The sequence below is a fragment of the Pseudoflavonifractor capillosus genome (genome assembly GCF_016899775.1).
Taxonomy (GTDB): Bacteria; Bacillota; Clostridia; order Oscillospirales; family Oscillospiraceae; genus Lawsonibacter.
Window position 1 is genome coordinate 1 of the sequence record NZ_JACJJE010000052.1, and the last position, 20,893, is coordinate 20,893.

At 53.3% G+C, this 20,893-nt stretch carries 23 protein-coding genes and 1 pseudogene; 13 read left to right on the plus strand and 11 right to left on the minus strand.

Annotation, left to right across the window (positions count from 1 at the left end; genetic code table 11):
* Window positions 1–422 precede the first annotated feature (422 nt).
* From H6B31_RS13425 to H6B31_RS13445, 5 genes are all read left to right on the plus strand, one after another.
* Entirely contained in the window at window positions 423–536 is a 114-nt protein-coding gene (locus tag H6B31_RS13425; protein ID WP_207752344.1) for a small, acid-soluble spore protein, alpha/beta type, read from the plus strand.
* Window positions 537–791: 255 nt separating this feature from the next.
* Window positions 792–1,157 carry a hypothetical protein gene (locus H6B31_RS13430; protein ID WP_058962748.1) on the plus strand — a complete coding sequence of 122 codons (366 nt, stop codon included), beginning with the start codon at window positions 792–794 and terminating at the stop codon, window positions 1,155–1,157.
* 344 nt (window positions 1,158–1,501) lie between these two features.
* Window positions 1,502–2,968: a helix-turn-helix transcriptional regulator gene (locus H6B31_RS13435; protein ID WP_087389012.1), complete on the plus strand. Its 1,467-nt coding sequence runs from the start codon at window positions 1,502–1,504 to the stop codon at window positions 2,966–2,968.
* A 234-nt stretch (window positions 2,969–3,202) separates the two neighbouring features.
* On the plus strand, window positions 3,203–4,354 hold the full coding sequence (locus tag H6B31_RS13440) for a hypothetical protein (RefSeq protein WP_195607909.1): 1,152 nt from the start codon (window positions 3,203–3,205) through the stop codon (window positions 4,352–4,354).
* A 60-nt stretch (window positions 4,355–4,414) separates the two neighbouring features.
* On the plus strand, window positions 4,415–4,783 hold the full coding sequence (locus tag H6B31_RS13445) for a hypothetical protein (RefSeq protein ID WP_204898977.1): 369 nt from the start codon (window positions 4,415–4,417) through the stop codon (window positions 4,781–4,783).
* Between the two features lie 99 nt (window positions 4,784–4,882).
* Here the strand turns inward: H6B31_RS13445 and H6B31_RS13450 are convergent, their stop codons facing one another.
* The 3 genes from H6B31_RS13450 to H6B31_RS13455 all read right to left on the minus strand — a co-directional run bounded on the left by H6B31_RS13450 (window position 4,883) and on the right by H6B31_RS13455 (window position 6,482).
* Window positions 4,883–5,236, minus strand: a complete 354-nt coding sequence (locus H6B31_RS13450; protein WP_195607911.1) for a TnpV protein — start codon at window positions 5,234–5,236, stop codon at window positions 4,883–4,885.
* 433 nt (window positions 5,237–5,669) lie between these two features.
* Window positions 5,670–5,798, minus strand: a complete 129-nt coding sequence (locus tag H6B31_RS17580; RefSeq protein WP_275960607.1) for a hypothetical protein — start codon at window positions 5,796–5,798, stop codon at window positions 5,670–5,672.
* Between the two features lie 354 nt (window positions 5,799–6,152).
* A complete protein-coding gene (locus H6B31_RS13455; RefSeq protein ID WP_204801758.1) occupies window positions 6,153–6,482 on the minus strand; it encodes a hypothetical protein in 330 nt (109 codons plus the stop codon).
* A 125-nt stretch (window positions 6,483–6,607) separates the two neighbouring features.
* Between H6B31_RS13455 and H6B31_RS13460 the strand changes: the two genes are divergently transcribed.
* Window positions 6,608–6,946: a helix-turn-helix domain-containing protein gene (locus H6B31_RS13460; protein WP_338111903.1), complete on the plus strand. Its 339-nt coding sequence runs from the start codon at window positions 6,608–6,610 to the stop codon at window positions 6,944–6,946.
* A gap of 361 nt (window positions 6,947–7,307) precedes the next feature.
* Here H6B31_RS13460 and H6B31_RS13465 read toward each other — a convergent pair whose 3' ends face one another.
* A complete protein-coding gene (locus tag H6B31_RS13465) occupies window positions 7,308–7,949 on the minus strand; it encodes a hypothetical protein (RefSeq protein WP_204898978.1) in 642 nt (213 codons plus the stop codon).
* Window positions 7,950–8,320: 371 nt separating this feature from the next.
* On the opposite strand from H6B31_RS13465, the gene H6B31_RS13470 reads away from it, so the two are divergent.
* From H6B31_RS13470 to H6B31_RS13500, 7 genes are all read left to right on the plus strand, one after another.
* A complete protein-coding gene (locus H6B31_RS13470) occupies window positions 8,321–9,316 on the plus strand; it encodes an O-acetyl-ADP-ribose deacetylase (protein WP_204801762.1) in 996 nt (331 codons plus the stop codon).
* A 5-nt stretch (window positions 9,317–9,321) separates the two neighbouring features.
* Window positions 9,322–9,672 carry a DUF2200 domain-containing protein gene (locus H6B31_RS13475; RefSeq protein WP_204801764.1) on the plus strand — a complete coding sequence of 117 codons (351 nt, stop codon included), beginning with the start codon at window positions 9,322–9,324 and terminating at the stop codon, window positions 9,670–9,672.
* An 87-nt stretch (window positions 9,673–9,759) separates the two neighbouring features.
* The gene (locus H6B31_RS13480; RefSeq protein WP_204898979.1) at window positions 9,760–10,404 is read left to right on the plus strand and encodes a vWA domain-containing protein; all 645 of its coding nucleotides are present in this window, start codon (window positions 9,760–9,762) and stop codon (window positions 10,402–10,404) included.
* A gap of 286 nt (window positions 10,405–10,690) precedes the next feature.
* Window positions 10,691–11,062, plus strand: a complete 372-nt coding sequence (locus H6B31_RS13485) for a hypothetical protein (protein ID WP_204898980.1) — start codon at window positions 10,691–10,693, stop codon at window positions 11,060–11,062.
* A 253-nt stretch (window positions 11,063–11,315) separates the two neighbouring features.
* Window positions 11,316–11,474 carry a hypothetical protein gene (locus H6B31_RS13490; RefSeq protein WP_204898981.1) on the plus strand — a complete coding sequence of 53 codons (159 nt, stop codon included), beginning with the start codon at window positions 11,316–11,318 and terminating at the stop codon, window positions 11,472–11,474.
* Between the two features lie 117 nt (window positions 11,475–11,591).
* Window positions 11,592–11,921 carry a hypothetical protein gene (locus tag H6B31_RS13495; protein ID WP_346014084.1) on the plus strand — a complete coding sequence of 110 codons (330 nt, stop codon included), beginning with the start codon at window positions 11,592–11,594 and terminating at the stop codon, window positions 11,919–11,921.
* 130 nt (window positions 11,922–12,051) lie between these two features.
* Entirely contained in the window at window positions 12,052–12,690 is a 639-nt protein-coding gene (locus tag H6B31_RS13500; protein WP_204898982.1) for a hypothetical protein, read from the plus strand.
* Between the two features lie 139 nt (window positions 12,691–12,829).
* Here H6B31_RS13500 and H6B31_RS13505 read toward each other — a convergent pair whose 3' ends face one another.
* The 7 genes and pseudogenes from H6B31_RS13505 to H6B31_RS13535 all read right to left on the minus strand — a co-directional run bounded on the left by H6B31_RS13505 (window position 12,830) and on the right by H6B31_RS13535 (window position 20,736).
* Window positions 12,830–13,474, minus strand: coding sequence for a recombinase family protein (locus H6B31_RS13505; protein WP_204898983.1), 645 nt, complete (start codon window positions 13,472–13,474; stop codon window positions 12,830–12,832).
* Window positions 13,475–13,511: 37 nt separating this feature from the next.
* Window positions 13,512–13,820: pseudogene (locus H6B31_RS13510) on the minus strand (transposase); the annotation flags it as partial.
* 97 nt (window positions 13,821–13,917) lie between these two features.
* Window positions 13,918–16,020, minus strand: a complete 2,103-nt coding sequence (locus tag H6B31_RS13515; protein WP_346014085.1) for an eCIS core domain-containing protein — start codon at window positions 16,018–16,020, stop codon at window positions 13,918–13,920.
* Window positions 16,021–16,154: 134 nt separating this feature from the next.
* Window positions 16,155–16,487 (minus strand): hypothetical protein, encoded by a 333-nt coding sequence (locus H6B31_RS13520; RefSeq protein WP_204898985.1) that lies wholly within the window; start codon window positions 16,485–16,487, stop codon window positions 16,155–16,157.
* A 128-nt stretch (window positions 16,488–16,615) separates the two neighbouring features.
* Window positions 16,616–19,267, minus strand: coding sequence for an S-layer homology domain-containing protein (locus H6B31_RS13525; protein WP_204898986.1), 2,652 nt, complete (start codon window positions 19,265–19,267; stop codon window positions 16,616–16,618).
* A 1-nt stretch (window position 19,268) separates the two neighbouring features.
* Window positions 19,269–19,430: a hypothetical protein gene (locus H6B31_RS13530; RefSeq protein ID WP_204898987.1), complete on the minus strand. Its 162-nt coding sequence runs from the start codon at window positions 19,428–19,430 to the stop codon at window positions 19,269–19,271.
* Entirely contained in the window at window positions 19,417–20,736 is a 1,320-nt protein-coding gene (locus tag H6B31_RS13535; RefSeq protein ID WP_204898988.1) for a hypothetical protein, read from the minus strand. The genes H6B31_RS13530 and H6B31_RS13535 overlap by 14 nt, the downstream gene beginning before the upstream one ends.
* Between the last annotated feature and the right edge of the window lie 157 nt (window positions 20,737–20,893).

The window sequence follows — 20,893 nt, forward strand, 5'->3', positions numbered from 1 at the left end:
CGCCTCCCAAAAACAGCAAAAAGAAACCGCCGGAAACCCTTGGCGCGCAAGGCTTCCCGGCGGTAGACCTGGTAGACATTTGGTAGACCGGCTGGCTGATCTGATTTCTGAATTGAGTTGTTTATAGGGAAAACATCCCTGCATTGTGGTACAAGACTTTGGCTGGTTCAATGTTCTGCGCGGAGGGGAGGTCATTGGTATGCAGATTCACGGCATCAGATTTATGAACTTATCTAGAGCGACTCAAAGGCCGGTGTTTGATTTAAACGATTGGAAACCGCATCCCTAATGCATGGAAAAATGACGAAAACAGGAAATCCGGATAGCGCATAGAAGCGTTTGCGGGGGACAAGATAGACGCGGATGTTCCATCCAAGGCAATATCCAACACCAAGACAAAAAGAAAAGGAGAGACAAAAATTATGTCTAGCAACGGTAACAGCAGCAACAAGCTGGTTGTCCCCAGTGCCCGTGAGGCCATGAACAAGTTCAAGATGGAGGCCGCCAATGACTTTGATGTATCTACATCATATTGAAGAAAAACGCGAAATCTGCAACAAATAATACTTAATTTCGACGAATAGCCCGCTAAAACACACTGCACAGCAATTTTTTTGCTGTGCAGTGTGTTTGTTTAGGGTTGGTGTTTACTACATATTAACTTCACTAAAATCTATCATCCAGCGTAAGCCGAAGTGGTTGCCATTCAATCAGATTTTGGAAAGAGATTTGTCAAGGGTGTTTTTTACAAAAACCTTTGCGGTAATCTATGAATTTATTTTCTTTAATATATGATGGATTGGGTACGGGTGGTTTCTTGCCTTTTCACCAATGAACTGCGCCTGTTTTTAGGGGTTTATCTCGTGGCAAGGCTGACGGATTTTTCTTTGGAGCGGAAAGCATTGTTGCTGACCGGTGCTGGTGGATGCCTTGCCACCATTCTGCAAGCGGCGTCGTTACCCACCATCGGCGTAATGGCCGTTGAAGTATTGGTTATCACTGCGGTTGCATGGTATTATCAACGGAAAAAAATGAATTATAAGATAGCGTTGTTAGCGTATCTTTTTGACTGCGTTGTGGTCTTTTTTGATTTGTTTTCGGGAAAAGATCATCCGCTGTTGTGTTGGATTGTACCGCCGCCGAAAGACCTGTGTTAAGCGCGTAAGGGAAACTATAAGGGAAAACTTTATGGCCGATACGCACGGACCACACAGCCCCGGGACACCAGCGGGAGGCCATTTTTCGGATCGGCTTTGATCTTTGAAAATCACTTTTCTGACGTTTCTTGTTGTGGTATAATATTTCCTCCCGTATTATGTGTTTGGAATCAGTTGTAGTTCCCTGACGTTTCTTGTTGTGGTATAATGGGCCGTCAGAAATTACAATAAAGTATAGCCACTTGGACAACAAACAAGAAGTAAAACGAGAACGGCCCCTAAGATGGTTACAGGTGCCAGAGCAATGATATGAGTGCAGTATACTCATGCCATATGGAGGAGCAATGGAGAGAAGGAAAACGCAGGCTATGGCGTCGCATAGCGCCATATTTTTATTGCTGAGTATTTTTACATTTGTGTTTCTTGGTTCGGAATATCTATATGTCAATATGGTCTCCCGCATTGTCGAGGAAAGCCAGACGGTCATTGCACAAAATTATGCGCTGGGCGTCAATGCCCTTGGATTTCTTATATACCCGCTGATAAACCGCTCTGTCCGCGAGAGGAACAAGACGATCCTTATATTTTCCCTATCGTTCCTCTCCATTATCTGCATATTTTTGATCCAACAGCACATCTCGTTTTCCGTCACGCTTGCGGCAGGCGTGGTTCTGTTTCTGTTGCTGGGCGTTTTTGGCGGCTCCGTTCATTATCTGGCTGCCTGCACGATCCGGACCGAACGCATAGCCGGCCTGGTGGGAATCTCCTACGCGGCCGGCATCCTGCTACAGTACGCAAACAACAATTTGGTAAATATAGAGATCGCGGAGGCCGCGGTACTCTCTGTTTCCCTTGCGGTACTGAGTGTTTTGATCATGCGCACACGCCGCATCCACAAAGAAGCACTCGCATCGGATGAAACGGCGCCGCTCCGAACCGCGCTCCGCCCCGATGAAATGTCCAGAAAGAAAATACCGGCGGGACTGCTCCTGGTACTTCTGGTGGCCCTGATGGCCTGCGTATTCAGCACATTGGATAACGCGATCACCCTGGGCCATGCGGCGGGCACGATGGACATCGGGCAATGGCCCCGTATGCTGCTGGCCCTGAGCGGCCTGGCTGCCGGTTTCCTCTTTGATATCCGGAAAAGAAAATATATGACGCTGATGATGTACTGCGTGATGGTGCTCTCGGTGCTGTGTGTGATTGTTCTCCGGTGGGGCGGGCCATTCCTGACCGGAGTAGCGGTCGCCTATGTGGCCTCCGGATTTTTTGTCGTGTTTTTTACCACCAGTTTTTTGGAGCTCGCTGCCTGTATGCGCCTGCCGGACCTCTGGGCCGGCATGGGACGGGCGGTGAATAATCTCGTGGCGGCGCTGGTTACCAACGGCTCGGTGACGCTGCTCCTTGCCGGCAGGAGTATTACGCTGATCGTCCTCATGCTGGTGCTGTTTGTCGCGGCCAGCATCCTGATGTTTGCCTACACGGTCAAGGCTCATGCCGTATTGGCGCCGCCCCCGGCTCCGGCGGCGGGCTACACGCCGAAGGAAAAGTTCTCTTCCTTTGCCAGCCTCTATTCATTGACTGACCGGGAGCGGGATGTGCTGCAGTATTTACTGGTCTCGGACGGCAGCGTGCAGGATATCGCGCAGCAGATGGCCCTTTCCCGTCCTGTGCTATATCGCCATATCAGAAGCCTGAATGAAAAGACCGGAACCCAGAGCCGGATCGGCCTGCTGCAGTTCTATTATGAGTGGATGCCGGAGAACAAGGGCGTTACCCCTGAAAAAAGCCCGGATTTCAAGGCGTGAGACAAATGTACCCCCCCTGTCATTCGAAAAAAACGATGTAAAATAAAAAAAGAGACAAATGTAACCTTATATTTTAAGGCCATCTATGCTACGCTTTCCACAGATACTGGCGCAGCATCCCGGCCTACGACAAACCGCGTCAGGATCTCCTGGCGCGGTTTTTTGCGTCCACCCCGTCCGCAGCGGTGTGGGACGCTCAGGCCAGGCAGTCGCTGTATAAGGAGGAAATGAAATTTGAGAAAAACAGGATCTATTTTAGTGGCCCTGCTGCTCCTGTTTGGCCTGACTGCCTGCGGCGGTCCGGGAAACGAACCGGAGAGCGAAAGCGTGCCGAAGGGAGATGGTCAGATAACATCGGAGCCTGCCCCATCTTCCCGGGAACCCGCGGTGTCGATCACGGAAACGGCGGCCAGGACTGTGGATTTGGAACTGTATGAAACCCCAGATTTCAGCATCCAGATTCCCAAGGGCTGGACGGTCACCAGCGGCGGTACAGGGATGTATCACTCCATCCGGATTCAGGACCCCGCTGAGCCCCTCAATCAGATGTTCGTTCTCTTGAAGGCGGATATCCTGCTCCACAGTCAGGAGGGAAAGGACGCCTGGACCTATTATTCCGGCGTGACCGGTATGCCTGATATGCAGATATTTGCCCAGGCTCCCGTGCTGTCCAGCCCATCTACAGAGAATTTTTATCAGATCTTCCCGCAGTACGCCGACTTTGCCGCCCAATATGGCCCCGGCTATGCCGGCTATACCTTCCCCCAGTTTGAGGCCTTCACTGTGACCGAGCGTTTCCCGTCCACCGGCAGCCTGAGCGCCCACGCGCTGGGCGATGAGCTGCTGCGGGCCACCTTCACCGAAGACGGCAGAGAGGGAGAGGGGATGTTTGCCGCGTCGGTCGTGGATTTTGGCAGTGTTCCCATCGCGGCCGGCCCGCCGGTAGGCTACCAGCTCCCCCAGGCGGACGGCGGGTATTATATGGCGTATAACATCATGGCGGTCACAGCGGCCAAGGACACCTTCGTTGAGTGGGAGGGCATTTTGACCGAGAGCCTCGGCACACTGGAGTACTCGGAAAACTTTGTAAACGCCACCATCCAGGCGGGGCAGGAAGTGGTACAGCAGGCCATGGACTTCAGCCGAAATGCAAACGAGGTGCTGAACGGGATCATGTCTTCCTGGAAGGCGCGAGACACCAGCGTGGACATCCAGAGCCAGAAGCAGAGCGACGCCACATTGGGATATGAGCGCGTTTACGACACGGAAACAGGTGATATCTACCGGGCGGAGAACGGCTGGAGCGACAGCTATTCTGGGGAGCGCTATCAGCCGGTGACGGAAGACGAGATGTACGTACAGCCCATCAGCGGCTATATTGAGTGAAAACTGCCCTGCTTACAACGACAGGTAGCTGCATTTTTTTAACGAACAGGAGGAGCGTGAATGAATTATAGCATCTCGAAGATCATCCCATATGTCCGTCGGTATGTGCTCCTTGGAATTTATGACGTGCTGGACGGCGAAAGAGTGCCTTATCAAAAGAAAGAGGACACGGTCGTGGCCAAAGCGGAGGTATACGGCAATCTCAGCACCTTTTCTATCTCTGCCGAGGAGCAAGAGATGGGGACCGAGCTGAAGGTCACCATGCTGCAGTCCTGCGTGGGATTGTCTGAGCAGGGAAAAGAGCGGGCCATGACCGCTGTGATGGATCGAATCGTACAATATCTGGAAAACGAGCTTTTGATGAATAATCGCGCTGCTATAATAATGCCGCAGGAGGATAAATATACTCAAAGAGAAGGGCTTGATTGAGCGCATCGGTTCCGACCGCAAAGGATACTGGAAGTTGCTGAAATAACGCAAAATGCCCTCACGGCAGGCTTATAAGGCTTGCTGTGAGGGCATTACTGCTTATTCCGCGTACACAAGTTCATGCAGGACGATTTCTTCGGCTCGGCTGTGGATGCTGTTCCTCCGGCGCACCCACTCCATCTGATCAGCGGCTTTCAGTGCTTCGGTCACACCTTCCTGGCACATCATCTCCGCTTCGATAATGTCCAGCCTGGTTTTGCAGGCGGCGTCGATCTCCGCCAAATGAGGAAAGAGTTTTTCTGTGAGCAGCAGGGTACTGTAAAGGGCCGGACGATGCTCCTTCAGATAGATGCGTCGCATCCGTCCATATTTGCCGATGTGGTACTCCCTTGTGTCTGACAATACGAGGTCGGGGATCAGGTAGTCCCCGCATTGCGTGTAGGTCAGTTCCATAATGGCCTCCTTTGTGGGAATGTGTGGGGGTGACAGTTACGGTCAGGTGCAGGGCATCCCTCCTTCATCACAACTGTCTTTTCATTCGCCACAAATGAGCCGCAGTCATGATGTAATTTTCGGTGGTGTAATCCACCCTTTATAAATTACATCATGGAAGAATCAAAATAGGCTTTTTGGCGACTTATTCCCCTTTAGTGGCTTGTGGCGCCACGTCCTTGCACTCACACTCGTTCATCTGTATGAGTACGAGTAAACCGTTATTCAGTCAGATTTCCAAATTTCATTCAGTCAGATTTCTAAGTTTCATTCAGTCGGATTTTGTATCCTGTTCTGGGACAGCTGGATAGTCACGGAGATCAGGTTCGGAATACCACAAAGCAAAACGGCGCCTACTCGATACGAAAGTATTGAGCAGGCGCCACTTTGCAGTTCAATAGAGTTCCCACCAGTAATCGAACACCTTGCGGTACTGGTTTCCCTTCTTTGGTAGACAGCGATACTTTCGGACTTTCCGATTCCCATTCCGCTTCAGATACTGCTGCCGTCTGCTGGACTTCATATATTGAATGTGAAGTCCAGAGTGGAGCAAGGTCGCTATTCTCTCATAATCCCCCACGATATAGCCCATATTCGGCGCATATCCGCTGTGCTGAATGAGAAACAGGAGCCGATCTGTATGTCTGACGCTCTGTGAACGGCGGTATTGGCGACCGGTACGACGCCCACAGCCATTCTCCGCTTTAGTCGATTCCAGGATCTCGGCGATCCGACTGTTTAACTCTTGCTCTGTCATAAACCTTTCTACTCTGAACGATCCGGGTGACAGGATTGACTCCGTTCCAAGACCCTCGCTGTTTTGCGTGATATTCCCGTTTGGCCTTCTTACTGCGCTTGTCCAATGGTATCAACTGTTTCACGGGAATTCGCCTCCTTTTCTCTGCTGTTGACATTTGTCCCAAAGCGCACGGCATACATCCAAATAGTCTATATAGCCCAGCAACATCATCTTCTTCGGCAACTCTTCCAGGGCTGCCTGGAACCGCTCCCGATCACGTTTCCGCACATGGCAGAAAATCGCACGGTACGGAGAGTCACCCCGTACATATTCCTCGTGGAAGTGTACCCGCACCTGATGCTTGATGAAAAGCTGATCTGCCAGATAAGCGTCCGTATCCAGGAACACGAAATAGCTATAGAACAGCGATAGCCGGTCAATGTGCTGATAGAAATGCGTATCTTCCAATAGTGCCCTCCCTTATGACAATCTCATTACAAATGCAGAGGATCGCTTGCTATTCCAGAGCATATCGGTTATATTTTAATATTCCGCTGCGGCGGAAATCATCCTGATGAATGGAGGCGATCCATATGTCCGTGATTCGGTTTCCCGTGATCGATCCAGTGGCTACCGGAGCAAATATCTGCCGGCTTCGGAAAGACCGTGGTCTGACGGTTCGAGATCTCCAGCAGTATTTCGGATTCGAGGAGCCGCAAGCCATCTACAAATGGCAGCGGGGGCAGAGCCTTCCCAGTGTAGATAACCTCTATGCGCTGAGTGCCTTGCTCCAGGTCCCGATGAATGAGATCATCATCTCCACTTCTCATATTGTTCCGTTTGAGCAGCAGGCTTCCGCCTGCTGCTCAGGTCATTTTATACTGGGATTTTTTCCGGTACAGTGGGCGTGGCAGAATTTCAAAACCGCTTAGACCCTTATCCGCTTGCTCTCCACGGGCTTACCCCGGCCCAACTGGACCGTTGCCTGCCTAGGGATGAGCCAGCGACTTGAAATATAGATTATCATGCCATTTTGTCTGGCAACAGGTGGGCGTAAGGTTGAATTCTGCGTTTGACAACGAATGTGTTGTTGAATGGCGGCTTTGCGGCGAACGTAGAAGGAAGCGACTGACGAGCCAATCATCATGAGTTATGAGCTCATTTTGCATTCATCAGATGCAGTCCTTTGTATCGCGGGGATTGCGCAGCCTCATAATTCATCTGCGCCTGAACCGATCATCACTGCCTATCCATTCTGCCACGCCCACCACACCGGAAGGTGTGGCGTAAGAGTCAGGCAACCGTGGACTTTTCGATGAAGTCGCTGAGGATCACCTCAAAGCTGTCATTCATGTCAAAGGGCGGTTCGTATGCAACCTCAGTATTGACCAGGCACTTGTCCAAGGACATGGAGATCTCATCTGCCTTCTTGCTCAGTGCCGTAGCCATTCCCCGGATCTTATTCCGATCAAAGTCAATGGTGGTGACCTGCGTGGCATCGCAGCGGTAGGAGACCTGATTGCCCTCACCGTTGAATCGGAAGCCAGAGCCCCCGCCGGCGATCGTCTTTTCGCTGTTACGGAGCGTGGTCATATGCCGGAAGACTTCAGCCAACTCCTGGCGCTGCCGATTCAGCCCCACCTCGCTGTCCATATCCAGATCCAGTCCGCCCTTGGCGGTATGGATGGCTCGGCACAGTTTCTCCCGCTCTTCCAGGATGGACATGAGGAAGGCAGCCACTTCGTTAGCATGGCCAGCATACTCACTGGGAGCGACTTCCTCCACCACCGCGTCCTGGGCGTCGCCCATGACCTTGCTCCTCAGGTGCGTGGTCTTGACCTTGACGATGTTCCGCCGGTCTTGAAGGATCTCAGTGGCTTCGATCATCAGGTCTTTGAGTTTATTCTGGAATCGAAATGCGTCTTTCATATTCATAGTCCATACCTCCTCTGATTTCGTCAAAATAAATCCAGTCTGAAGTTTTGCTGGAAACGGTCCTTTGATGTGTCCATCATACCGCTTACTCACCTTGTTGTCATTGAACTGCTGGTTTAATTAGAGTCAACGATTTTTCTTGCCATATGATGACACCCCCAGGATCAGCGATAGCTCCTCAAAACTTCTGGTAGCCACATCGATGGATTCAAATAAGTTTTTTAATCAGGGCTACAGCGAAGTATGAAAGGAAACTGCCATGTAATCTTCTGCGTTTGAAAAAGAGAAATTCGAGTATAGGGCATCTGCGCTGTTGTCATAATGCTTCACACTATGTTATGATGTCCTTATCAAACTACTGGAGGTGCCCTATGCCGCTTCAGATCGTCCGAAACGACATCACGAAAATGCAGGTGGATGCCATTGTAAACGCCGCCAACGAGACTCTGTTGGGCGGTAGCGGCGTAGACGGCGCCATCCACCAGGCCGCAGGGCCGGAGCTGCTGGCAGAGTGCCGAACGCTTCACGGCTGTAAGACGGGGCAAGCCAAGATCACGAAAGGATACCACCTGCCAGCCAAATTCGTGATCCATACCGTGGGTCCTGTCTGGGAGGGTGGCAGCTACGGAGAACGGGAGCTGCTTGTTTCCGCCTATCGTTCATCTCTGGAACTGGCCCTGGAACACAGATGTGAGACTGTGGCATTCCCCCTGATCTCCTCTGGGGTGTTTGGCTACCCCAAGGATCAGGCCCTGAAAGTAGCGGTGGACACGATTGGGGATTTCCTGCTCCAACACGACATGACGGTATACCTGGTGATCTTTGACAAGGCCGCGTACACCATCAGCGGTAAACTCTTTTCCGATATTGCCGCTTATATTGACGACCGCTATGTAGAAGAACACACGAACAGCGATGAGGAACGGCGGCGCCGGCAGTTTCGGGTTCTGGCGTCTGCTCCCATGCTGGAGGCCGAAGCGGAGCCGGCGGCCGTCTCCGGCAGTCTGGACGAGGCATTGGAACTGTTGGATGAGAGCTTCTCCCAGATGCTCCTGCGGAAAATCGACGAGGCGGGACTCACCGACGCCGAGTGCTACAAGCGGGCGAATGTTGACCGGCGTCTGTTCTCCAAGATTCGTTCGGACATTCACTACAAGCCATCCAAGCCCACCGCCATGGCCTTTGCTGTCGCTTTAGAACTGCCCCTGGAGGAGGCCCGGGAGATGCTCCAGAAGGCGGGCTTTGCTTTCTCCCACGCCAGTAAATTCGACATCATTGTTGAGTACTTCATCGCCCATCGGAATTACAACATTTTTGAGATCAATGAGGCCCTGTTCGCCTTCGACCAGAGCCTGCTGGGAGGTTGACCTGAATGCCCCGTATGGATGTGACGGAAATGTCCTTTGCCAAGCTCTATCCTCTCCTGGTGGCCAAGGCTGTGAAAAAGGGCCGCACACGGGAAGAAGTGGATCAGGTCACTGGCTGGCTCACCGGCTATACCAGCGAAGACATTGCACAGTTGGAGCAGTCCAGCGTCACCTACGGGGATTTCTTTCGGAATGCTCCCGCCATGAATCCGGCCCGCGCCCGGATCACCGGCAAGGTGTGCGGTGTCCGGATGGAGGAGATACAGGACCCGTTGATGCGGGAGATCCGCTATCTGGACAAGCTGGTGGACGAGCTTGCCAAAGGCAAGACCATGGAGCAGATCCTACGGACGTAATTGTCGCCTGTAGGGCGACCAAAAGGTAAGAGAAGCCCTCTATACTGTACTCACAAGCCAACCGAGTACAGTTTAGGGGGTTTTATCATGAAAAAAGATCTGACAGAACTGGTGTTTATCCTGGACCGCAGCGGCTCGATGCAGGGGCTGGAGGAAGACACCATCGGCGGTTTCAATTCCATGCTGGAAAAGCAGAAGCGGGAGACGGGCGAGGCATTTGTCTCCACGATCCTCTTTGATGACCGGGCTGAGGTGCTCCATGACCGCCTCCCGCTTCGGGAAGTGACGCCCATAACAGGACGGGATTACTGGGTTCGGGGCTGCACTGCTCTGCTGGACGCTATCGGCGGAGCCATCCAGCACATCGGGAATATCCACAAATACGCCCGGCGCGAGGACATACCGGAACACACACTGTTCGTCATCACCACTGACGGCATGGAGAATGCCAGTTTCCGCTATTCCGCCCATCATGTCCGGGAGATGATCTGTCATCAGCAGGAGAAATATGGGTGGGAGTTCCTCTTCCTGGGTGCTAATATCGACGCGGTGGAGACAGCCGGCCGTCTGGGAATTGCTTCTGAACGAGCCGTGAACTACCGTAGTGACAGCCAAGGCACTCGCCTCAACTACGAGGCGGTTAGCCGTGCTGCGTCCGCCGTACGCGCCAGCGCCCCCCTTGGAGCTGATTGGAAGGAGGAAATCGAGAAGGATTACCGGAATCGGGCGTAAGAGATCGTTTAGCCAGGTTGTATTTCTGCAGTCCGGGGGAAACTGAAGAATCGGGCCTGCGTTGCATTTTGTGGCGCAGGCATGTTTTTGGATAACCGAAAAAAGAGTGCTTATGGGAACTGGTTTTGGCTAAGATTTTTGCGAATTATTACAAAGACCGTAATTCTTTAATCCATTAAATTAACTTGAACACTTGCTTTATCGGGCCTTTTAAATGACAATGAGAGTGTCGAAAATCGATATTGATTGATCACTGTAGTGAGAAATTGCATTGAGGAGGATAACTATGACACCTTACCAAATTGAAGGAATAGATGCACCGATTTACGCCAAACGGTACGTTATTCAGGGCCATTACTTGACTGAGAATTCTGTTGAGATCATTGCTGAATGTTCAAAGAATGAAAAAGCGACAAGAAACAACGACTACTATTTCTTGGAGCTATTTTTTAGTGTTGATGACTACGGCACACGTGAACCTATTGTCGGACTCTATTTCGGATCTCAGAACATGAATCAAGAGGAAATCGATACTGAAGTCAGTGCCTATATTTTGAGCCAGCTTGATGATACATTCCATCTTTTAGTCAAGAGATACCTTTTGAAAGAGCGACTCATGGAAGACTGGCTGAATGAGCATGGAGACGAGATGTGGTAATTCTTTATATCTCAATTTGCTACCTTACTGTTTCAGAAACGCCGTATGTCTGAGTTGAAAGATGGCCGCATTGGACACCTTCAGATAACATCCTTCCTTAAGGATATGGACGGTGTGGCCACGAAATTTGTCGGGGCACTGTGCTGTGTTTTTTAGGCAGAAGGCCAGGAGATGAACTTGTCATGAGGGGCCTTTTCTTGTATGGTGGAAACATCGAATGAGAAAACGGGCAGGGAGCGAAGGAGGCGTCTGAATGTCTGAGCAAAAGCCTAAGCGTAAAAGCATCGGGGAGCATTTTACCTATGCATATTTGCGTCATATCAAGAAGTGGATGTTTTGCCCAAATTGCGAGTCTGGCAAACTGGCTTTCAATATGAACAATCAAACCGGGCCTGCAACTGCAGCATTCTGAAACCGGGACATGACTGGTCAAGGCTGCGGCTCCAGGGATAATTCCCACAAAGTCCTCCCTGTGACCAGGCACATTCAAATTGGACTCCATGCTCCGACATAGGGAGGAGATCTCACGATGAGTACGTGTTTCTTTATTGGACATCGGGATGTGTCGGATTCGGTGCTGTCCGCATTGGAGCAGGAAGTGGAGCGCCACATTACCGAATATGGGATCACAGATTTTGTGGTTGGGCATTATGGGCGCTTTGATTCTCTCGCAGCGCAGGCGCTCAGTCGCGCGAAGGTGCGGTATCCGGGAATCCGCCTGACCCTTCTGCTTCCATACCATCCGGCGGAGCATCCGTTCCCAAAGCCGGAGAGCTTTGATGATACCTTTTATCCCCCCCCAACATGGAACACGTTCCCCGGCGCCTGGCCATCATCCGCGCAAATCAGTATATGGTGAACAACAGCACGCATCTGATTGCCTATGTCAAGCGCCCGTCTAACGGGTCCCGGGAAGTTATGGAGGCGGCCCTGAAACGCCAGAAGAGGGGCCTGATGCACGTGATCAATCTTGGGGGGTGGTATCCGCTATGAAACGAAGCGCGCTGATCCTGACATCCCTGCTCCTGCTGATGGGCTGCGGGCAGGAGGAGCCTTCCACAATCGATCTCTCCGACTATGAGCATCCAGACCTGGTGTCTTCGATCTCGAAGGAAGAATGTTTCCTTTGCGGGAACCGTGATGATCATGCGCTTTCCACCTATTGGGGTCAGGACAATGTCGGCCTGATCAACGTAAATACCTTTGAAGTGCTCCCTATCAGCATCAATAAATACGACCTGGACGGCCAGCAGGTCAAGGAGCCCCAAGGCGTGCTGATTCATGAGGGGATCGCTACAGGGGAACGAGACCTGCACGCATGGACCGATCCGGACCGTGGAAATTCCCGGGTGGACATCTCACCTGGAGAGGCCATTGACCCGGAGGCCATCGGCGCCTTCCTATGCCAGGGCTGCCTGGACACATTTTGTGAACACTATTATGTACGGGATACTCCACCTGAAATTGCGGTGGTCAATTTCTCCACGAGAGAGCTGCAGCCGCTGGTGGAAACCTGTCCGTGGTTCACCTTTGACAATTTTGCGGTCGATGTGGATTTTCAGGACGACGGCGGGATTGATTTGCTGATTTACTATGCGCCGCCCCGGTTCCAGGATGCCGAAGGATAAGAGTACCGGAGAACGCGAAAAATGGGCGCCTTGTCGGAGAGAAGTCCATAATGCAGAGAGATAGAGCAACCGAGGGGGCGTGGTAGATCCACGCCCCCTCGATCTGTCAAACACCTATTGTGGCCCACATGGGTTGTGATTACCCCGCTGCCTCCGCCGGCTCCACGGCTTCGCACTCACACTCCGCCATAGAAATGCCGCAGGCGGGGCAGCGTTCAAGCTCGTAGCCGAAGTGGTGGAAGAACCCCACGTTAGAGAAACAGCCGGAACACCGCTGATTTTGCGTCAGCTCGGTGAAGATGTCAGCCTCGTCACCGACCTTGATCCGGTCATACACTACGCCGTCGCAAACAATTTTGTCTGCGGTACAGCCGTCCGAGCGGTGATCAACCAGATCGCCGCAGGCTTCACACACGGGGTCCGGTTCGGCCGGCATACTGGAAAGGATGCAGAGCGCGGCAAGATCCGGTTCTCCCCCAGCCACAGCAGTAACCCGACCGCCCCACGCCTCAATCTTTTGGAGGACATCCAGCACAACATGGGAGTCCCGGCTGATGACGGATATTCTTTCAACCAGAAGAACGTCCGCCTGCCTGTCCATCATGGCTTGCTCTGCCTCTTGTAAGCCGATGCGGTCTGCATCCAAAGAAGATCCTATGTCGCAGCTCATTCCCTGTATAGAAAAGCCATTAGAAGCAGCGGCCTCTTTCAGCACGGCAAGCTGTGCATCCACTGCCTCTTTATTCTGGGCACTGGCATAAAGCCAAACGCGAACAGCATCCATATAGAAACCTCCTTACATGCTCCTCAATACTTTAAGAGATTAGGGCTTCTTCCACACTGCTCTCCCGACGGCGATACCGCTCAATGATAGTGGTCTCAAAGGAGATCCCTTTGAGCTTGGGTACCTTGAGGGTAACGTCCCCGGAAGTGGTGGTAAGGTTGCGGCTGTAGTGGCCGCTGCGATAACCCTGCCGCTGCACATTGCGCTCGTACCGGGCCGCCTGGGTCAGCTTCTCCGCCTCGGCCTCCAACAGTTCGTTGAGGGTCTCCTCTACACTGCCCCGAACCAGTTCTTTGATTTGACCCTTGATTACTTCCTCGTTCAGCTGTACAATCTTTTCGGACATGGTTTGCTGTCTCCCTTCAGAATGGTGTGTCGCGACTTCATTCTACCAGAGGGCCGCAAACCATGTCTCTTTTTATCTACTTTACAATTTGCGAAACTTATTGTACCTTATCTCCAGATCTTGGCTTCCCTTTTTTTGAAGGTGAACCACTGTGCGGCCTTTTCATGCCGGTGCGTCTAGGATCTGGAACTGGTCGAGGCGGCGTTGCAGATAATTGTCTATCCACTATTTTGAAACCCAGTTCGCGGACTGCGGCTTGAATACTCTCTTTTGCAGAGTCACCCTGCTCCAAATTCTTTGCAATCTCTTCCACATCGGATTTCGCTTTACCAATATCTTCCTCAGAGGCACCTCCAGATATAACACTTGGGGTCCACTTAACCCCCAATTTTGGTTTACCATCTTTATCACAATCGTCAAGTATGGTAGCACAATGTGGGCATTTTGCAAATTCATCTAATATGTGCACGCTGTCGGCTGCCGCCTCTCTCGCTTTATTGGATATTGCAATTCGCAAATCAATGCTAGGTTGTTCAGGAACTGTACTTGATCCATATGCTTTAAAATATTTATTCGCAGCTCTAACTTCCGCATGAGTGCCTGCACCAGCAGTTTTTGTATATTGGGCTAGGTCATCTATAGATAATGCCCTTAATCTTGCACCAATTTGAGGACTTATATATTTGGGAAGGAGGCCTATTCTAATAATTGTGCCATTATTCTTTGGCTCGAACTGGGTCATTTTGGCAAATTGATCATCAACTGTTTTGCCACCAGTCACTTTCTGCAAGTAAGTAGCGCTATTAAGACACACGATTGGCGTATTATCCGGTGTAACTATCATTGCTATACAGGGTGATAATAATTGGCTTGTTAAAGATGTGTTTGGTTTAATAACGAAAACGCCGTTACCCGAGTTATGAGCATGCGAACCGGTTCCTTGGACCATACTCATTACCCATTCTTGTATTAGTCCAGTGTATATTCTGGCTTTGTTCAAGGATAGCATCAAGTTATCATTGTTCTGATCAGCAAAGTATAATTGCGAAATTGGCAATTTCATTTCTGTTTCGGTTGATGTAGGTTTTTTGAAGAAAGTATAAGCATCCTCCCCTAAATTAGATGACGATACTATTGCCGCTCTTTGTAATGTCAACAATTGCAAGGCGAGCAATTCTGTCTTTTCGAGGTATTGGGGTTTCTTATTTTCAGCTACATTGGGCAGCTGGTTCATCACAGTATTGTAGTATTCTTCAATCCATCGAAGCTGATAATCAAACCTAGTCTCAATTTCCTTGAAAAGATCTTTGGCCTTTCCTTCTAGGACAAGTGCATCCGAGGAACCAGAACCTATTTTTTCACAGCGAAGCACGAATTCTTGCGTTTCTTCAGCATCGCTTGCTACCTCTACTTCAGGACTATGGAGATCGGTCGAACCAACAGTCTCAACCGACTTCTCTAAACCATCTTGTGGCTCTTTTCTTTCTGCAGTCTGTTTATCTTCTGAAACTTGCTCACCTTGTGATGGCCGTTCACCTTCTGAAAGCTGCTTATCTTCTGAAGGCTGTCCATCTTGTGATGGCCGTTCACCTTCTGGAAGCTGCTTATCTTCTAAAGGCTGTTCATCTTTTATAGGCTGTCCACCTTGTGAAAGCTGCTTACCTTCTGTGGCGGCCTTGCTTTCCTCAGATTCCTTTATTTGAATGCTTTTTATAAGATATCTTGGTTCATTATCTGCAAAATTTCCTGTTGCATCAAATAAAGCGGAATCTCCAGGTGCTTCGGCTGCAATCATTTGAACTGCATGATATGTATTGTCAGCACCGCTGCTTTTTGCAAAAGGAAAGGTTGAGAACATGGAATGAGAAGCTGAGTGCTCCAATAATGGCGAATCATTCACCGGCAGTCCGTTGATATACTTCGTAGGCCGCACGATCCCCTGTTTCTGTTGCACGACGTGCCCCAGCTCATGCCTCAAATGCCGCTCCTGCCCTGGCCCGATATGAACCTGTGGGATCTGGGTGTAGGCCAAAGCGCCGATCTTTCTGGGCTTGTCAGAGTTGTAGTGAACTCTGACATCATCAAAGGACAGCCCGCTCCTCTGTTCAAAGTCCATCTTCATCTGGGTGGGAATGCCGGTCAGATTGGGCTGCTGCCGTCTCTGCCTTTCCTCGGCCTTTTGAATGACTGCTTGTCTCACGCAATATTCCCTCCTTTTCCAGAGATCCATCGTCCATCGAAGCGTGCAAAGGGGCAACGACTTCCCCTGACTTGCGAAACCACTTATGCAACCCGAGCCCCTTTGCTTGCCACAAGCGATCTCAGACAGATTCTCTACTTTCCGATGATGACCTGATACAACTGGTCGAAATCCCCGCCGAATTCCACTTCGATGGCGTGGGTTTTGTCCAGCGTGTGTTCCAGATACATGATCGTGTTCCAATCTAAATCGATCAGGGGCATTCCCAGCGACTGCTCCAGCACCTTTGCCGGAATGTCGCCATATAGGCCGCTGACGCCCCTCTGAACAAAAGCCACGATCTGGGGATACTTGGCCTGATAAGCCTCGGCCAGTTCTGTTGCTCGCTTTTTATGACCGGGTTTGACCTGCTGGCAGCAAAATCGGATGCCCTGCAATTCAGTGACCTGGGCGTCATATTTCTCCATGTATGTAAATGATAGCATTGTGATCCTCTCAATCCCGCAAGACTGTCTGTGCTGATGCAGGAAATCCTTTTCAGAATGGGTAGGTCTATGAAAGAGCGCGAAGGGGCGGCAAATGCCGCCCCTTCGTTTTACAAGGTCACGTATTCTTCGCAAAACCGCATCAGCACCGTCGCCGCCTGAGCGCGGGTGGCCTCGCCCTGGGGGGTGAGGGTGCTACCGTCGCCGGTGCCGCTGATGATCCCCGCGCCGCAGGCCCACTGGAGGGCGGAGACGGCGTACTCGGACACAGTAAAGGCGTCGGCGTAGCTGAGGATATTGGTGTCCTCGCCGATGGACACGTCGTAGCCCTCGTGCTGGGCGTAGCGGTGGAGCATCACCGCCAGCTGCTCCCGGGTGATGGGATCGTCGGGGCCGAACACTCCGCCGCCGTAGCCGCCGGCGATGCCCTCGGAGGTGGCCCAGCGAATGGCCTCTGCGTAGTAGGCCGCCGGGTCCACGTCGTCAAAGTCCATCAGGTAGTTGACCACCGGGCTGCCGGAGAGCCGCCACAGGATGGTGACGATCTGCCCCCGGGTGGTGGTGCTCTCCGGGCTGAAGGTGGAGCCGCTGGTGCCCGCCATCAGGCCCTCGCCGTAGACGTACTGGATGGCGTCATAGGCCCAGTAGCCCTCCGGCACATCGGTGAAGGGCAGCTCCACCGGCTCATGGCTGTCGGTGTCGATGACGATGGCGTAGTCAGACGCGTGGGAGAACGCAAACTCCGCCGTGCCGTCAGAAGCAATCTTGTCGGCGGACTGGAACTCCAGTGCCCGGCTGTCCTCATTGTAGTAATAGAGGTTGGCCCAGTACCCGGCATTTGTCTTGCCCAGGGGCGCGGAGAGGGTCATGGTGAACCCAAATTCCCCGTCATGCTTGAGGGAGATCTGGATGGTGTCCACCGCCCCGGTGATGGTGTTGACCACGCTGACGGAGATGGTGGAGGCGTCAAGGGTGACACCCAGGTCCAGGTCGGTCAGGTCGGCGTTCTCCGGGATGTCCTGGCCGTTGACGGTCCAGGTGACGCCATTGCTCAGGCTGATCTCCAATGTCACATCCCGGCCTGCCAGCTCCTCGAACACTTCTTTGTCCAGCTTGGTGCTGCCGGTGGAGAGTTTGATCTCCACGGTGCTGCCGTTCTTGGCGCTCTCGATCTTGTCCACGGCCTGCTGGCTGGGGGTCTTGGTGGGGGTGCTGGAGCCGCCGCTGGAATTGCGGTCAAAAATCGCCTGGATCTCTACATTCCCCGCAGGCATAGTGAATTTGTTATCCTGAATGGTGACGGAACCGGAAACAACTCTCCATCCATCAAAGTGATACCCGCTATCGGGGGTGGCGGTGAGGGTAACAGTGTCGCCCTCGGTGTAGGTGCCCCCACCTGTGGCGGTGCCGCCTGCCGTCGAGCCGACGGTGACCGTATAGAGCCGTTCAAACTTTGCGTTGAGGGTATGGCTGCTATTGACGGTGAAGGTATAGGGATTGTTGCTGCTCACTGTCTGGCCGTTCTCCACCCACGCCACGAAGTGGTAGCCGCTGTTGGCCGTGGCGCTCAAGGTAACTTCCGTGCCCGCCACGACGGTGGTCGAGGTGTCGCTACCATTCACCGTCACGTTGCCTGCGTACGCGGGGGTCACATCGGCGGAGATGGTGTAGGTGTTGACCGTCCACTTGGCATAGAAGTTCAGATTCTCGGTGTTGTTAGTGGGGATGTCCGTCACTGGGTTGCCGCTGAACTCCTGGTTCTCATACCATCCGGCGAAGGTATAGCCGGTTTTTGTGGGAATGGGCAGGGCTGCCCCCACCACGAGAGAATACGCCGGGAGGGTACCGCCGTTCGGGTTCAGGGTTATGGTGGTGCACAGGCTGCCCAGCACCACATTCCCGTCGGCGTTCAGACCAATGCCCAAGGCGTCACCGTCGGAGGAGAAGTAGTCCGCCGGGTTTTCGCCCGCCATATTGTCGCTCCACCCACTGATGAAACTGCGGGGGACACCATCTGCGGTCACGCCAATGCGCGCGTTTTCGCCCAGAGGTCCGGTGATTTTGATAGTATTCCATCCTAAATACAGGTTGTCAGTGGCACCAGCCTTCGTATTGTTTTGAATGATGGCATCACCGGACAGATTAAAGGTGTCGTATAGACACACCCCGCCGCCGTAACCGTAAGTTGCGTCGCTAGTGGCGTTGCCGGTGATGGAGCCGCCGGACAGAGTGAATGAGCCTTTGTTAACCATCACCCCTCCACCTCCACCTGAGGTGACCTGGTTGTTGTTGATGCTACCGTCTTCCATAGTGAAGGTGCCGCCTTCGTCCACATACACCCCGCCGCCGCTTTCGGCGGTGTTGCCGGCAATGCTGCCGCCGGTCATTGTAAAGGTGCCGCCGCCGCCCACATACACCCCGCCGCCTTTGCTGCCAGAACCGCCGGTGAGAACACCGCCGGTGGAGCAGTCGCACAGGGTAAGACTTGCGCCGCTGCCCACGGAAATATGCTGCTTGTTCAGGTTCAACTTATGGCCGTTGAGGCAGAGGATCACCTCGCCGCTGACAGTGATCTCTGTGCCAGAGTACACTACATCGCCGGACAGGTAGTAGCTGCCGCCGGACAGGGTGGTGGAGCCAGCCGTAAACTCCGTCCAGTTGTTGCTGTGACTGTCGTGCTCTCCCGTCGCCAGTGCCGTGACGGGCAGCTGGCTCAGGCACAGGACCAGGGCCATGCACAGGCTCAAAATTTTCTTCCCCATTTCAACCGACCTCCTTCCGGTGATATGCCGCCGCGCCCAGAGCGAACCCGGCGGCCAGGGCGGCCAGGACCAGGACGCCGGCCATGCGCCGCTGCTTCCTCAGCTGTACCCTGGCCCTGACCCGCTCCATCACCGCTGCAACGCGGGCTTCATTCGTCATCATAGGCGTTGCCTCCGTTTTCCAATTCCCGGACGGTGAGCATCCCGTCCGTCCCCAGGGCATAGCGCCCGCCGCGCTGCTCCATGTCCTCTAAAAACTCTTTTGACGTGAGATAGGCCGCCGGTTTGGCCGCGCAGCCCGCCGCCACCGCCGCCCGGAGATCCTCCCGGCCCTGGGTTGGCAGGGACTCGTCATAGCAGTTGTTCTCGAACACGGCTCCCTCGGCATAGGCCGTGATGGGGTGGGCCGGGCCGTCTTTGCCCAGGCAGTTCAGCTCGCCCAGGGAGACGCAGTTGCGCACCTGTACCGGCCGGTCCACGGCCTTGTTGATGATCTCCCCCACGATCCCGCCGCAGGAGGCGCTGCAGCTGTCGGGCGACTGGACCACCTCCCCCAGGTTCAGGCAGTTTTCCAGCAGGCAGGCGTCCTCCGCCACCCGGTCATACAGGGAGAAGTCGCCGAGGATGCCGCCCACCGCCCGCTCGCCGCCGCTGACGCTGCCCCGGTTGCAGCAGTCCCGGACGACGGCGGGTCCCTCCACCCGGCCGATGACTCCGCCAATGCAAGCGCAGTTGAAATCATAGGCGCTGGCGTCCAAGACGCCCAGGTGCAGGCAGCCGGTCACGGAGGAGCGGCCCTGGACGTTGCCCGCGATGCCACCGACGTCGATGTAGTAGATCTCGCCGCCCAGGACGGTGATGGCCCCGGTGTAGGTGCAGCGCTCCACGCGGGAGTCCATGACGGCCCCCGCCACACCGCCGAGATAGAGGAAGTTGGCCAGGACATTGTCCACCCGGACGCTGGAGCGGCAGTTCTGCACCAGGCCGCCCTTCTCCAGCAGGCCCGCAATGCCCCCGGCAAAGAACCCCAGGGACCTCCGGTTGCTGTCGATGACCAGGTCAGCGGCGCAGTTCCGCACCACGCCGCCGGCGAGGTCCCCCACGATCCCGCCCACGGCGGAGTGAGGCTCTCCGGACCGATTGTAGATCGTGCCGGTGACGGTGACATTTTGAATGGCGCCGGTGACATAGCCGAACAGACCGTAGTTTCCGGGCCACTTCTTTTGGATCGTCACAGCAGAAATGGTGTGGCCGTAGCCGTCAAACCTCCCCGCAAACTGGGCCTTCCCTAACCCGATGGGCGTCCACTGGTGTCCCGTCAGGTCGATGTCAGCCGTCAGACGCACCTTCACATCGGCCCGGCCGGACAGCTCCCCGCTGTTGACCATACGGGCAAATTCCAGCAGTTCATCCGGCAGACCGATCTCCAGGGCCACTTTCTCGTCCGTAATTTGCGAGATGGGAAGCATAGATACACCCCCTTGGGATCAGGGATTCGTGCCGTATGGGAACCCATACGGCACACAAAGGCCATGGCCTTTGTGTGAGATCGAAATGCTTTGATACACCGCCCGCACAATGTTTTCCCGGCGGTTTACAGGAATATTATAGCATAGTTTTGGGGGC